General features: G+C 58.0%; 11 protein-coding genes. 7 read left to right on the top strand and 4 right to left on the bottom strand.

The features are described from left to right. Nucleotides 1-53 precede the first annotated feature (53 nt). The 3 genes from OK409_RS06820 to OK409_RS06810 form a co-directional block, all read right to left on the bottom strand. Nucleotides 54-419: a helix-turn-helix domain-containing protein gene (locus tag OK409_RS06820; RefSeq protein WP_010246157.1), complete on the bottom strand. Its 366-nt coding sequence runs from the start codon at nt 417-419 to the stop codon at nt 54-56. Nucleotides 420-711: 292 nt separating this feature from the next. Continuing rightward, nucleotides 712-2,088: a CoA transferase gene (locus OK409_RS06815; RefSeq protein ID WP_264366916.1), complete on the bottom strand. Its 1,377-nt coding sequence runs from the start codon at nt 2,086-2,088 to the stop codon at nt 712-714. A gap of 46 nt (nt 2,089-2,134) precedes the next feature. Beyond that, nucleotides 2,135-3,019, bottom strand: a complete 885-nt coding sequence (locus OK409_RS06810; protein ID WP_010669895.1) for a DMT family transporter — start codon at nt 3,017-3,019, stop codon at nt 2,135-2,137. A gap of 173 nt (nt 3,020-3,192) precedes the next feature. On the opposite strand from OK409_RS06810, the gene OK409_RS06805 reads away from it, so the two are divergent. After that, entirely contained in the window at nt 3,193-3,918 is a 726-nt protein-coding gene (locus tag OK409_RS06805; RefSeq protein ID WP_256849355.1) for a glutamine amidotransferase, read from the top strand. On the opposite strand, the gene OK409_RS06800 is transcribed toward OK409_RS06805, so the two are convergent. Further along, the gene (locus OK409_RS06800) at nt 3,906-4,469 is read right to left on the bottom strand and encodes a class I SAM-dependent methyltransferase (RefSeq protein ID WP_022625824.1); all 564 of its coding nucleotides are present in this window, start codon (nt 4,467-4,469) and stop codon (nt 3,906-3,908) included. The genes OK409_RS06805 and OK409_RS06800 overlap by 13 nt on opposite strands. 232 nt (nt 4,470-4,701) lie before the next feature. On the opposite strand from OK409_RS06800, the gene OK409_RS06795 reads away from it, so the two are divergent. The 6 genes from OK409_RS06795 (at nt 4,702) to tssM (ending at nt 14,640) form a co-directional block, all read left to right on the top strand. After that, nucleotides 4,702-6,222, top strand: a complete 1,521-nt coding sequence (locus OK409_RS06795; RefSeq protein WP_010669897.1) for an aldehyde dehydrogenase family protein — start codon at nt 4,702-4,704, stop codon at nt 6,220-6,222. A 1,068-nt stretch (nt 6,223-7,290) separates the two neighbouring features. Next, entirely contained in the window at nt 7,291-7,887 is a 597-nt protein-coding gene (locus OK409_RS06790; protein ID WP_010669898.1) for a hypothetical protein, read from the top strand. Nucleotides 7,888-7,910: 23 nt separating this feature from the next. Continuing rightward, a complete protein-coding gene (gene tssJ / locus OK409_RS06785) occupies nt 7,911-8,405 on the top strand; it encodes a type VI secretion system lipoprotein TssJ (RefSeq protein WP_033786065.1) in 495 nt (164 codons plus the stop codon). A gap of 5 nt (nt 8,406-8,410) precedes the next feature. Further along, entirely contained in the window at nt 8,411-9,754 is a 1,344-nt protein-coding gene (tssK, locus tag OK409_RS06780) for a type VI secretion system baseplate subunit TssK (RefSeq protein ID WP_010246132.1), read from the top strand. A gap of 14 nt (nt 9,755-9,768) precedes the next feature. Then, entirely contained in the window at nt 9,769-11,007 is a 1,239-nt protein-coding gene (locus tag OK409_RS06775; RefSeq protein ID WP_010246128.1) for a DotU family type VI secretion system protein, read from the top strand. Between the two features lie 3 nt (nt 11,008-11,010). Next, nucleotides 11,011-14,640: a type VI secretion system membrane subunit TssM gene (tssM, locus tag OK409_RS06770; RefSeq protein ID WP_264366915.1), complete on the top strand. Its 3,630-nt coding sequence runs from the start codon at nt 11,011-11,013 to the stop codon at nt 14,638-14,640. Nucleotides 14,641-14,650: the final 10 nt, after the last annotated feature.

Raw genomic sequence — 14,650 nt, 5'->3', positions numbered from 1 at the left:
ATTCTCTGGATACGGCGTGCTTTTTTTCGGGCACCTGAACCCTCTCAATCGGCTTACAGGATTAACTGCCCGGGTCGGCAGCCATACAGTTTTGCGAGACGTTCACGCGTCTTTTTCTGCGGCTTACTTTCAATACGCTCCAGTTGAGAGATCGCACTTTGCGTGGTCCCCAACTGCTGAGCCACATCATGCTGGCTAAGCCCCCGCCAGATGCGCCAGGCCGCCTGGAGACTCACTTCCTGCTCAATCATGATCCCTGCAACGTCGTGCGGGATCGTCTCATCGTCGTGCTCGTCAGCCTCCACAGGAATAGTCTCCCATTCGCCATCGCTGGCCGAGAGCAGCCTTTCATATTCCGCCACCGGCAAGACCACAAACTGGGGTTTGCCTGCTTCATCATAGATGTACTGTTTTGACATAGTTTATCCGGGTAATTGTGTGTCGCAGCAGAGGTCGTGAGTGCGTAAGGCTATGCCGGAACTGCATAGTATTGAGTAAGTGACCGGAGTTCATGAATTATGGCGAATGATAAGGTTATTATCTAATGCTATCAAATGAGTTTTCTAATCATCTAATGATGCCAGTAAGCGAGGGGAAATGGTGATGCGGGTTTAGACAGACGCGCTAACAGCTTACATCCACGCCGTGATGCTCATCCCTGAGACATAAAATGTTCCGGTTCGGATTAAACAGACGCGAGCCGCATCCGCTTCACCACGTCGCCGGGTGCGTACCCGGCGCACAGCCTGGCGTCGAACAGAGCTGTGGGGTGCCGGGCAGCCAGACGGCCGCTTGCAGCCTCACTCCAAACCCCCACGGCGTTAATTCGTAACAGGGCAGGTTATCCTTAACCTGCGGCGCAATGCCGGAGCCTGTGCGCTGATCGGTGGGATGCTGCTGCAACAGCCACGCGGTGCGCGCCAGCGACAGCCGGACCTGGCTGCCGTGGCCCTCAGTAATGCGTCGCCGTAATCCCTCCAGCACCGCCGCCGCCAGCAGATAGCCGCTGGCATGATCCAGCGCCTGCACCGGCAGCGGGACCGGTTTATCGCTCTGCTGCCACTGCATGCCTCTTTCAGCAATGCCGCACCCCATCTGCACCAGACTGTCAAAACCCCGGCGATTGCGCCACGGACCCTGCCAGCCCCAGGCATTCAGGCCGGCATCAACCAGACCGGGTGAGAGTGACTGAAGGGTCTCCGCGTCAAACCCGAGCCGTTCCAGCGCATCTGCCCGATAGCCATGCACCAGCACGTCCGCTTCACGCAGCAGGTGGATAAACTGCTCGCGATCGGCGGTCTGAGTCAGATCCAGCACCGCTCGTCGCTTGCCGCAGCTCATCTCTTCATCCAGCGTCGGCTCCTGCCAGCCGGGCGGATCGATGCGCAGCACGCTGGCTCCCAGGCTGGCAAGAAAACGGGTAGCGACCGGCCCGGCAATAATCCGCGTCAGATCCAGTACTTTGATGCCCAGTAAAGGACGAGCTTCGGCCAGCGGCCACGCCGGCGCCGCTGCCTGTTGTGTGGTCTGCCAGCTAAATAGCGGTTCGCGCTGCACGGCCTGGCCCTGCGGATGCTGCTGCCAGGCGGCGGCACTGCGCATCTCTGCGGCACAGCCACCCGCATCAATAACGGCCTGCTCCAGTTCGCTGGCCTGCCACTGTTGCACCTGCTGCGCCAGTGCTGCGCGATCGGCGTGCGCGCCCAGCACCCGCTCCATCGCCAGCCGGTGATGTGCGGCGTTGGTGTGCAGACGGATCCAGCCATCCTGACTGCGATAGTCACCGGCAAACGCATCCCACATCGCGGGTGCCGCGCGATTCAGCGGATGGAAGCTCTGCTGAAACCAGCGTGACGCCAGCCGGACGTTAACGGTGACGGGCGGAGAGAGTTCAGGGCGGGATGTGGCGATAAGCGCAGCAGCAGCCTGCGTTGCCAGACCGATACTGGTGGCCGCCAGTTCACTGACGGCAAAGGCAGAAGAGAAGGTGGCGCGATCAACGAAGGCGGGGAGAGGCCAGGCGGCGTCGCGACCTCGCAATCCCTGCTGCATCTGCTGCCAGAGAGAGGCGGCAAGCGGTGAGTCCATGTTGTGCTTCCTGAGAGAAGTGATTTCTCAAGCATAGCACGCGGGATTAACGCCGCCGCAGGCGCGGGAAGCGGGCATGCATCCGCAGGCTACGCAGGTTGATTACGGCAATAGCGGTACCAAGGATTACCAGCGACGCACCGATAATCTTGAAGCTGTTAAGGCTGTCGCCCAGCACCACAATCCCCATCAGCACGGATAATACCGGCGTCAGCAGTGAGTAGGGCATGATCAGGTTGACGTTATATTTCTTCAGCAGCATATACCACAGTGTATAGGCGACAATTGACGAGGCGATAGCGCTGTAAAGAATGGCAAACCAGCCGTGCCAGCCCGCATTTTGCAGGGCGTAGAGCTGATGTGATTCCATCAACAGACTGGATGCGCCGACGACAGGAATGGCCAGAAACGCAATCCAGCCGGTCATGGTCAGCGGTTTAATCGGCGGTGACTTTTTCACAATCAGGTTGCTGACAGCCCAGCCGGTGGCGCTGCACAACAACAGACAAAGCACCCACCACGACGGAATCGTCGGGCTGCCGGAGAGCACGACAACGCCGCTCAGCGAGATCATAATGCCCATCAGCTGCACCAGCTTCAGCTTCTCTTTCAGCACCACCATCGCCAGCAGCATGGCAATGGGTGTACCCAACTGAACCACAATTGCGCCGGTGCCGGCATCGGTATAGCGCAGGCCGACAAACAGCAGCGAAAAGTGCATAAAACCGAACGTGAAAGCCAGCAGCAACAGCCAGGGTAGCTGCTGACGGTTAATCCGGCAAAACGGTACCAGTACGATGGCGACGACCACAAAGCGCATAAACGTCAGGAAAAGTGGCGGAAGCTCCAGCAGGCCCCATTTCACCGCAACGTTGTTGAAGGCCCAGATTGAAACCACCATCAGAATCAGAAAAAAATGCCGCACAGCCACGATAATATCCTTTCGATGTTTTTTTGCTTAGCCCGCTAATGATGGCACGAACTGCGGCATTGCAGCCAATCGCAGGGAGAAATTTTCTGCGATTGCGGCGCAGCCTGATGAGACTTTCGGGCGCGTTGCTGGCAGACTGATTTGAAACGACTTCTTAAAGGAACTGATTCGGTATGACCTACACGTCCGCCTTACCCCTTGCGTTAATTCAGCTTGAAGTCCCACCCGCAAACGTCGTCTCAGAGATTGGTGAACAGCCGCGCTGGTTCATCGACGCGTTAAACCTGCAACCCGATGAATACCTGATTGTACGGCCCCATCTGGGCGAGGCGCTACCCGCTTTCGACCAGATTTCCGGGGCGATCCTCAGCGGTTCCTGGGCGATGGTCACCGATCACGCTGACTGGAGCGAACGCAGCGCCGTATGGATTCGCGCAGCCATGGATAACGGCTTGCCGTTGCTGGGGGTCTGCTACGGTCACCAGCTGATGGCCTATGCGCTGGGTGGCGAGGTGGCGGACAATCCCAATGGATGGGAACGCGGGCTGTTACCAATCAACTGTATGCCGGAGGCGCAGCGCGATCCGCTACTGAAGAAATTGCCACAGGACTTCAGCGTCTGGCTGTCACATCGCCAGTCGGTGATCAGCGCGCCACAACAGGCGCAGGTGCTGGCCGCCTCTGCGCGCGATGGCTGTCAGATTGTCCGTTATTCGCCGCAGGCGCTATCGGTGCAGTTTCATCCTGAATTTTCACGGCACATCATGAACGTTTGTATGCCCAAAGGCTGTGCAGAAGATGGGGCAAACGAGATGGAGGGGAAAGACTGGGCGCGTGAGTTGCTGGTGGCGTTCTGGCAACAAACGCGCCCTGCAATGGCGCAAGCTCAGGGTGCGTAGTGACGCGTGCAGCGATAGACCCAGGCGGGTGGCACGTTTTTCATCACCCGCTGGCGCTCCCAGGTGAAGTAGCGCGACAGGTCTGGCTGAGTCAGCGAGGTATACTGGAACTGTACAAAGACGCCGTTGGGCCCGAGCGCGTTATACACCGCACGCAGAATCGCCTCACGCAATTCAGTGGGTAATGAGAGCAGCGGCAGGCCTGAGAAGATCACGTCATATTCTCCGCTCAGGTACTCTGCTGAACAGGTGCGCACCGTCATGCGCGGATCGTTCAGCGCATTAAGCTTATCGGCCAGCGTGCTGCTGATCTCAAAGGCATCCAGCGTGGCATCGGGTGACATCTGCGCCAGTATCTGCCGCGTCAGTACACCGTCGCCCGCGCCGAGTTCGGCGATACGTAACTTTTCAGGCCATTCCACCGACGCAATCATGGTGCGGCACAGCGCCTCTGACGAGGGCGTAATGCTGCCCATCTTGCGCGGGTTGCGGATAAACTGATGCACGAAATTGGCTTTAGCGCGCATCAGGGTAAAAGCTGAAGCCAGCATGCTCATCTCCAGAATGAATTCATCCTCACGTTGACCCCTTTGTGCCGCACAAGTTTCTCTCTGACCAGCCTTTTGGGTAAAAGTCGGAATTATCTAAAGACGAAGCGTAAACACCCATTCCTTCGGGGCGGTCACAGTTTCCGGTTAACAGAACTGACAGGCTCTTGATGATGCTTCATGTTAATAATAAGTTTCATCATTGTTACATCAGTCACCTGTCAGGAGAATGATCATGCGTTATGCCGCCCCCGGAGAACAGGGTTCTCTGATTACCCTACAAAAGAATTATGGCAACTTCATTAATGGTGAATTCGTCGCGCCGGTGAACGGCAACTACTTCACCAATACCTCCCCGGTGAACGGCTCTGCGGCCGGTGAGTTTCCGCGCTCAGACGTTGCCGATGTTGATAACGCTGTGGCTGCTGCGGCAGCGGCGGCGGAAGCCTGGGGCAAGACCTCGCCGCAACAACGCTCGCTGCTGTTACTGAAAATCGCCGATCGGCTGGAACAGCATCTGGAGACGATGGCGGTCTATGAAACCTGGGATAACGGTAAACCGGTACGCGAAACCCTGGCGGCCGATATGCCGCTGGCCGTCGATCACTTCCGTTACTTTGCCGGTTGTGTCCGGGCGCAGGAGGGCAGTGCCGCCGAGATTGATGAGTTCACCGCCGCCTATCATTTCCATGAGCCGCTGGGCGTGGTAGCGCAGATCATTCCATGGAACTTTCCGCTATTAATGGCGGCGTGGAAACTGGCTCCGGCACTGGGCGCGGGTAACTGTGTGGTGCTGAAACCGGCTGAGCAGACCCCGCTGTCGATCACCGTTTTTGTCGATCTGATTAAAGATCTGCTGCCGCCGGGTGTGCTGAACGTGGTGCATGGGTTCGGCAAAGAGGCGGGTGAAGCGCTCGCCTCCCATTCCGGCATCGCCAAGGTAGCCTTCACCGGCTCTACCGCAACCGGCGGTCATATTCTGGAGCTGGCAGCAAAAAGCCTGATCCCCTCGACCGTTGAGCTGGGCGGTAAATCACCTAACATCTTCTTTGAAGATATCATGCAGGCGGAGGAGAGCTTTATAGAGAAAGCCGCCGAAGGCGTGGTGCTGGGCTTCCTGAATCAGGGCGAAGTCTGTACCTGTCCGTCGCGTGCGCTGGTACAGGAGTCGATCTACGAACCCTTTATGGCAGCGGTGATGAAGCGGGTAAAAACCATCAAACGTGGTGATCCGCTGGATACCGAAACCATGGTGGGCGCGCAGGCGTCGCAGCAGCAGTTTGATAAAATTCTCTCTTATCTTGAGGTTGCCCGACAGGAGGGCGCGGAAGTGCTGGTGGGCGGTGGCGTAGAGAAGCTGGATGACTCACTTAACAGCGGCTACTACATTCAGCCGACACTGCTGAAAGGCAACAACAGCATGCGCGTTTTCCAGGAGGAGATCTTTGGCCCGGTCATTGGTATCACCACCTTTAAAGATGAGGCGGAAGCAATCAGTATCGCCAACGACTCCATCTATGGGTTAGGTGCTGGCGTCTGGACCCGCGATATCAACCGTGCTTACCGTGTGGGCAGGGCGATTAAAGCCGGGCGCGTCTGGACCAACTGTTATCACCTCTATCCGGCGCACGCCGCCTTTGGCGGTTATAAGAAGTCGGGTATCGGGCGTGAGACTCACAAAATGATGCTGGATCACTATCAGCAGACTAAAAACCTGCTGGTCAGCTACAGTATCGAGCCGCTGGGCTTCTTCTAGTTCTGGCCCGCAACCTGCCAGGATAACCCTGCACTCTTCCCTCAGAACCACGCTACGGCGTGGTTTTTTTGCTCCACATAGCCAGGCATGCTGAGAAGCATCAGAAGCGTGGCGATAGCTGCAATGCCGATAAAGAACAATTAATCAGTCCTTTCTTAAAGCGACGCCGGGCCGTTTTGCGCTTCGCTTACCTCGCTTCACGACCACCTCATCCTCAGCCCTTTCTGAACCGTCCCATATTGAATCAACTTGCTGATTTGTAAGCATTATCTCACTGTTTTTTACGCTAAAAACTGCCACGTATTACGGTCACCTCGCCGTTAACCTTCATTATGGCCTGGTGAAACAGCGCCATTTTTTACATGAGTTTTTTTAATGCTGACTACAGGGGGATCTGGTTTCTGTGTAAGAATACTTCATAGTTGCTCATCTTGTTAAGAATAATCCTAAGCGAGTGATTAAAAGTAACACATATTTGCACTAAGTAAATTACTTAAACTTTACTTAAGTAAAATCTTATGAAAGTGGCCCGTTGAAATTTTGTCAATCTTCTGTAAACTCGCAGCTTATGTTTACAAAGGAATTGTGATTTTATACCTACGGGCAGGATATACCTGGCTCGTGCGGTAGCTATGAGCTTATACACATCTTGTAACTTACTGAATGTGATCGTAAAAACAGGAAAATCAGTCTATGCGCTGCGCTTTTTTCTTTTGTCAGCGAATAGCGTCACAAGTGTAAATCTGAGTCAATATGTCCGTTTTTCGGCCAGGGATGGCATAAGTAAAGCTTGGGTTTTGCCTGCCTCATCCAATCTGACGGAAAAAAATAGATCATGTTTCTGATCATTTATCGCCAGCTCAGATTTCTCCCTGCGCCCGTCCCGGTCGCCAGAGTTGCTTTTTAATAGTTAACGTTAGTTGATCTGTTAACGTGCCACGCCATGGCACTTTAACGCTATTTGCTTAAGGTTTTTCTTTTAGGCTGGCACTAAGTGGCGCTCTCTCAGCACCACATCCCCGATTTTCATTACTGACAACCGGCCTCTGGCCACTCTCCAGGATATGAATGGAACACAACATGAAAAAAATGGTGAAGCTCCGTATTGCGTTAGGCCTGATGTTTGTTTTTTCTGTCGCGGGTTGTAAAACGCCGCCAAAAATGACGGATGACACGCTGGTCACCAGCACCGTGGATGGCGTGGTGATCAGTCACCGTTATGCGGTTAAACCGCCTGCGCAGTTCAGCCCGGTCAATGAAACCTACCGTGCGCTCTATCCCGCTTCGGTGATGAGCCATCCGAGTTTTGGCGGCAAGGTGGTGGAGACGCTGAAAACCGGCGAAAGCTACACCGTGATTGGTCAGGTAGAGAACAACTGGCTGGCGCTGGGTGAACCCGCTCAGGCGTCAGCAGAACCTGAGCCGGGTAAAGCCAGCAGTGCCGTTAAAGAGTCAGCACCCTCCGCAGCGCCGCAGGCAACCGTTCAGCTGACCGGCTATGTGCCGTTTCGCGCCGTGGTGAAAAGCGAGCTTTACGATCAGACGATCAAGGCTGACCAGCCGAAGCGCCGGGTGCGCAGCAGCAAGAAGAAAACCTGTGTTGCGGTAAACGGTGACAGCACCGCCTGCCAGAACAGCACTAACGGAACCTGGATTATTAACTAATCGCACTAAGCAGGGAGGGCGGGATGATGACAACAACGCAATGGCGTGGGGCGCTGATAGTGCTGCTGACGTGGCTGATGACCGCGTGCAGCAGCACTCCACAGCCTGTTGCCTGGTACAACCTGGACGTTCAGGCGCAAAACCAGGTTAACGGCGGTGCGCCGCTGAAAATCCGGGTGGTATTACTGACCTCCGATGCGGAATTTATGTCGGCTGACTTCTACTCCCTGCAAAACCAGTCCGCTAGCGCGCTGGGAAATGCGCAACTCAATACGCAACAGTTCTTCCTGACTTCCACTCAGCCCCATAAAACGCTGCGGATTAAGAGTCTGCCCGAGGCGCGCTTCATCGGCATCATGGCGGAATATCAGGCGCTGGATGGCAAGGTCTGGCGACTGTCGCTGCCGGTTCCCGAAGGCGAATCACCCTCATTCTGGGCGTTCTGGAAGCGTGACGATGGTGAGCTGAATGCGCGCATCGTGGCGGGGATTAACGGCCTTCGCGTGGAAAAACAGTGATGTCTATGAACAGAGCCGAAAAGGTGGTCTGGACCGAGGGGATGTTTCTGCGTCCTCACCATTTCCAGCAGTCAGAAAATTATCTTCTCAGCACCCTGCGTGAGTGGGGCCAGTCGCAGCGCGCCTATACCTGGGGTTTTTACGATCTGGAGTTCGATGAAGCGCTGCTGCGCCAGGGGAAACTGGCGCTGAGCGCCGCCAGCGGTTGTCTGCCTGACGGCACGTTTTTTGCCTTCAGCCAGCCACAGCACGGTCCGGCCCCGCTTGATCTGCCTGCCTCCGTTGACCGCAGCAAAGTTGTGCTGGCCATTCCGGCACGCCGCAATGGCCGCGAAGCGGTGGCCTTTCAGGAGTCGCAGGATTCTCTGGCGCGCTATCTCGCCTGGGAAGCGGAAGTGGAAGATGACAATGCCCAGGCCGTGGGCAGCGCCACGGTGCAGTTCGGCAAACTGCGTCTGCGGCTGATGCTGGAACAGGATCTGACCGCCGAGTGGACCGCCATGGGCGTGGCTCAGGTGATTGAAAAACGCAGCGACAACCACATCCGGCTCGACAGCGACTACATCCCGCCGATGCTGACGCTTAACAGCAGCCGTCCGCTGCAAAACATGTTCAACGATCTGCACGGGCTGATCCAGCAACGCAGCCAGCAGCTGAGTCAGCGCGCGCCGGGCACCGGTCGTTTTAACAGCGCGGATATGGTCGATTTTATGCTGCTGGCGCTGCTCAATCGTCAGCTTGGCCTGCACACTCATCTGCAACATCTGCCGCTGCTGCATCCTGAAACGCTCTACAGCCACTGGCTGCAACTGGCGGCGGAGCTCAGTACCTGGACGCCAGCCCGCGCGCCCGATGGCCTGCCGCTCTATGATCATGACGATCTGCACAGCTGTTTTAGCCGGCTGTCACTGCTGCTGCGTCAGGGGCTATCCCAGGTGATGGAAGAGAGCGCGATTCAGCTGCCGCTGATTCAGCGCTCGCACGGTCTTAACGTCGCGACCGTGCCGGAGAGCAGTATGGTGCATGAGTTTGGCTTTGTGCTGGCGGTGAAAGCCAGCGTGCCAGCCGACACCCTCAAAACCCACTTCCCGGCGCAGATGAAAGTCGCCCCGGTCAGCAAAATCCGCGATCTGGTGCAGTTGCAATTGCCCGGTCTGGCACTTCGGGCCATGCCCGGCGCGCCGCCGCAGATCCCGTGGCATGCCGGATACAGCTATTTCGAACTGGATAAGAACAGCGAGCTATGGAAAGAGATGGAGCGCTCGGGCGCTTTTGCGCTGCATCTTGCCGGTGAGTTTCCAGGTCTGAACATGGAGTTCTGGGCCATTCGTAGTCAGTCAGAATCATAAACTGAGCACGCAGCATGATGCAGGAACAACAAAAATCACACAGCGATCTTGCGCCGGAGGCCAGTCATCAGAATGTGCTGGTCGCGGCGGCCAACCCCCTGATTAACGCCATTCCTCAGATCCGTCACTCGGTATCACATGAAGACCCGGCGCAGCTGCGTCAGCAGCTGATCGATCAGATTCGGCGCTTCGAGCTGAGCTGCCAGCAGTCAGGCCTGGGCTATGAAGTGATCATCGGCGCACGATACTGTCTCTGTACCGCGCTGGATGAGGCGGCGGCGCTGACGCCGTGGGGCAGCCGCGGCGTCTGGACCAGCAATGGTCTGCTGGTCACCTTTCACAATGAAACCTGGGGCGGCGAAAAGTTTTTCCAGCTGCTGGCTAAGCTGTCGCAGAACCCCAGGCGCCACATTCTGATGCTGGAGTTGATCTACTTCTGCCTGCTGCTGGGGTTCGAAGGACGCTACCGGGTGCTGGACAACGGTCGCTCGCAGCTGGAGACCATCAAACAGCGCCTGCTGCAGATGATCAAAAGCGTGCGTGGCAATTATGCAGCGGCGCTGTCTCCGCATCCCACCGATCAGCCGGTCCTGCGCAAATTGTGGCGGCCAATGATCCCGCTGTGGGCCTGTGCGGCGGTGGCGGGGCTGGCGGCCTGTCTGTTCTACATCGTGCTCAACTGGCGTCTCGGCGATTACACCTCGCCGGTACTGGCCCGTATCTATCAGACGGCGCTGCCGGAAGTGAAGATCGGCAACCCTGCGCCACCACCGCCCGCCACGCTGAACCTGCGCGCTTTCCTGAAACCGGAAATTGATGCCGGGCTGGTAGCGGTGCGTGACGAAGCGGACCGCAGCGTGGTGACGCTGAAAGGGGACGGACTATTTGCCTCGGCGGCCACCGAGGTGCGCGGACGTTACACCGACGTAATCCAGCGCATCGCTGCCGCCATGAACAATGTCAGCGGCCAGATTCAGGTGATTGGCTACAGCGATAACGTGCCGATCCGCAGTGCCCGCTTCGCCTCCAACTTTGAGCTTTCGCTGGCGCGTGCCCGGTCAGTACAGACCCTGTTGCAACAGCAGCTGGCGCAGCCGTCACGGGTGAAAGCGGAAGGGCGCGGTGAAAGCAATCCGCTGGTGCCTAATAACAGCGCAGAAAATCGCGCACGTAACCGTCGTGTTGAAATTACCCTGCTGGTGGCGCCGGATGCGACGCATGCCGAACTCAACGGCCTGGCGAGAGGGAACTGATCCATGCTGAATATTCTGTTTGCGGTGCTGACCAGCCGCCTCGCGTGGGGCTTTGTCGGCATTACCGCGCTCTCTTTTATCATCTGGGTAATTGGCCCGGTGTTCTCAATCGTCGATTCGCGCCCGCTTGAGCCGGAGCAGAACCGCATTATCAGTATCGCGCTGCTCTATCTGGTATGGGGCTTAGGCCAGGCGATTCCGCGGCTCTATAACATCTGGCTCAATCGCAAGCTGATGTCGAGCCTTGAAACCGGCAAAAGCGATGCGCCGGAAGCCGATCGTCAGCGCCTGACCAGTGAAGAGCAGGTGCTGGCAGGGCGTTTCTCCGAAGCCACTGACATGCTGAAAAAGGCGCACTTCCAGCGCCACAGCAGCAAGGGCACGCCGTTCTGGGCACAGCGCTTTGGCCGTCAGTATCTCTATCAGCTGCCGTGGTACATGATCATTGGCGCGCCCGGTGCCGGTAAAACTACCGCGCTGGTCAACTCGGGCCTGCAGTTTCCGCTGGCAGATAAATTCGGCAAGTCGGCGCTACGCGGCATTGGCGGCACCCGCAACTGCGACTGGTGGTTCACCAATGACGCGGTGCTGCTCGATACCGCCGGGCGCTACAGTACCCAGGAGAGTCAGCAGGAGCGTGATGCCAGCGAATGGCATCATTTTCTCGACCTGCTGCGTAAATATCGCGGACGTCAGCCGATCAACGGCGTCATCGTCACGCTGAGCGTTTCCGACCTGCTGTCGCAGTCGCCCGAGGCGCTGCGTAATCAGGCGTTGGCACTGCGTCAGCGGCTGATGGAGTTGCACGATCGCCTTGGCATCCGTTTCCCGGTCTATGTGCTGGTCACCAAAGCGGATCTGCTCAAAGGCTTCCGCAGCTACTTTGCCTCGCTGGATAAAGCGCAGCGTGAACAAATCTGGGGATTCACCTTTCCCTGGGCGAAAGCGTCCGCCGCCGATTTCGAACTTAACAACCAGTTCCAGCAGGAGTATTCCCTGCTGCAACAGCGTCTGGATGCCGGGCTGGCCGATCGGCTGCTGACGGAAAGCGACGCGCAGGCGCGGGCAGAGAGCTATCTCTTCCCGCAGGAGTTTGCGGCGCTGCGGCCGTTGCTGGCAGACGCGCTGGATACGCTGTTTGCCCGCTCCGATTTTGAAACCCAGTTCGCGCCGCGCGGTATCTACTTTGCCAGCGGCACCCAGGAGGGACTGCCGTTTGACCGGGTGATGGGCGAGCTGAACCGCGCACTGAATCTGCCGGGGCAGCAGGCTGGCGAGTCAGGAAGCTGGGATAAGGTCGATAAAGAGTCGCCTATCCCGCAGAACAAAGGGCAGAGCTTCTTCCTGAAAGGGGTGCTGGAAAATGTGATTTTCCAGGAGTCTGGTCTGGCGGGCAGCAACCGCTGGTGGGAGCTGCGCAACCGCGCCGGGCTCTGGTCGGGTTATCTGGCGCTGCTGCTGATATTGCTGGTGGCCGGGGCGCTGTGGCTCACCAGCTACAGTAAAAACAAAGCCTATCTGCAGGAGATGGCCGCTAAAGCGCCGCAGGTTGAACAACTGGGCGATCAGCTTCAGCAGCAGGTCAATGGCGATCTCTTTGCGCTGGTGCCTTATCTCAACACCCTGTTGCACCTGCCGGAGAGCGCCGACTTCTCACTGGAAGCACCGCCGCTGACGCGCCGCATGGGGCTTTATCGCGGCACCGAGGTCAGCGATGCCACCCGTGCGCTCTACGACAAGGCACTGAAACAGCTGCTGTTGCCGCAGGTGGCGCAGAACATCACCCGCTGGCTGCGTAATGACAACGGCAGTGATGCTGACTACAGCTACGAAGCGCTGAAGGCGTATCAGATGCTCTATCAGCCAAAGCACTACGATGGCAAATTCCTGCAGGCGTGGCTGATGCTCAACCTGTCACGCGAACTGCCGCAGAACGTTACCCAGCAGCAGGTGAAACAGCTGGCGTGGCACCTGCAACAGTTGCTGGAGACGCAGATTCACTCGTCGCCGTATGCGAAGGATGAAGCGCTGGTAAAGCGCGAGCAGGCGCTGATTAATCAGATGCCGCTGTCACAGCGCGTCTATGGACGGCTGAAGCGCCTGCTGCAACGCGATGACAGCCTGCAGCCGGTGACGCTGGCGGCGCTGGGTGGTCCCCAGAGCGAGCTGGTGTTTTCCCGCAAAAGCGGTAAATCGGTCAATGACGGTGTGGCGGGTCTCTATACGCCGGATGGCTACTGGCAGCACGTGGATAAGCAGATTGCCCCGGTGACCCAGGCGTTGTATCAGGACGATCTCTGGGTGCTGGGCGGCGCGGCGGCGCAGCAGAAAAGTGAGCAGACGGATCTTGCGGTGCGCCAGCTCTACGTGCAGGACTATATCCGGCAGTGGGAGCAGTTTCTCAGTGACATTCAGCTCAACAGCAGCGCCGATCTCTCTCAACGCATCAACACCGCCCGTTTGCTGTCGGGCAACCATTCGCCGCTGCGCCAGCTGGTGATCAACCTCGGTGGTCTGCTGACGCTGAACCGGGCGCAGCCGGATGAGAAAACCGCGCAGGCAGCAAAGCCGTCGGATAACAGCGCCACCCGCACCCTTGAAGCGCTGTTTACCTCGCCCGAGGCCAGTGCCGCGCGCGGAAAGGCCGCCACCCAGGCATCACCGGAGCAGGCCGTCGCGCTTCACTTTGCGCCGGTTCTGGAGCTGGCCCAGCCGCTGCAGCAGGGCAGCAAGGTGCTGGCGGTGGATGACTTCCTGCATCAGATTGACGATCTCTATCGCTACCTCACCGCCGTGCAGGATGCGGCGAACAGCGGGATGCCGCCCCCGGCCAGCGATGCCATCAGTCGTCTGCAGGCCAGTGCCGGCCGTCTGCCGGGTTCATTGCAGAACATGGTTTCCAGCATGGCGGTGGGTGCCAGCAGCGACGCACAGCGCCGCGATATGGATAACGTCCGCAAACGCATCACCATGGAAGTGGGCAGTTTCTGCCGCCAGGCGATCGCGGGTCGCTATCCGCTGGTTCGCTCTGCGCGCAGTGAGGTCACACCAGACGATCTGGCGCGGATGTTCGCACCCGGCAGCGGCATGATGGACAGCTTCTTCCGCGACAACCTGGCCAGCAAAGTCGACACCACCAACGCGGCGTGGCGCTTTACGCCGGGCATTGACGGTAAAACCCTGCCGGGGGGCGAAGCCCTGCTGCGGCCCTTCCAGCAGGCGCAGTCAATCCGCGATGCCTTCTTTGCCAACGGTGCGACCACGCCCGGCTTCCGCGTCACGCTGCGCACGGTAAAAATGGATAACGACATCCTTAACCTGACGCTGGATGTGGATGGGCAGATCTTACGCTACAGCCACGGACCGCAGGCGGTACAGATGGTCAGCTGGCCCGGCCCCGGCGGCACCAGCCAGGTGCGGATGCAGCTGGGTCTGACCAACGGCACCACCTCCACGCTGGTCACCAGCGGTCCCTGGGCGCTCAATCGCTTCTTTGACCGCGCCCGGCTGACAGCGGCAGGCGGCCTGACCCGCGAAGCGAGTTTCAGCGTGGACGGTCATCAGGTCACGCTGTCGTTCACCCCTGGCAGCATTCGTAACCCGTTCCAGCTTCCCGGCTTTAGCTGCCCCTGAAACAGGACCC

This window comes from Pantoea sp. RG18 (assembly GCF_025910075.1).
GTDB lineage: Bacteria > Pseudomonadota > Gammaproteobacteria > Enterobacterales > Enterobacteriaceae > Pantoea > Pantoea agglomerans.
This window is presented reverse-complemented; position numbering and strand designations above follow the sequence as displayed.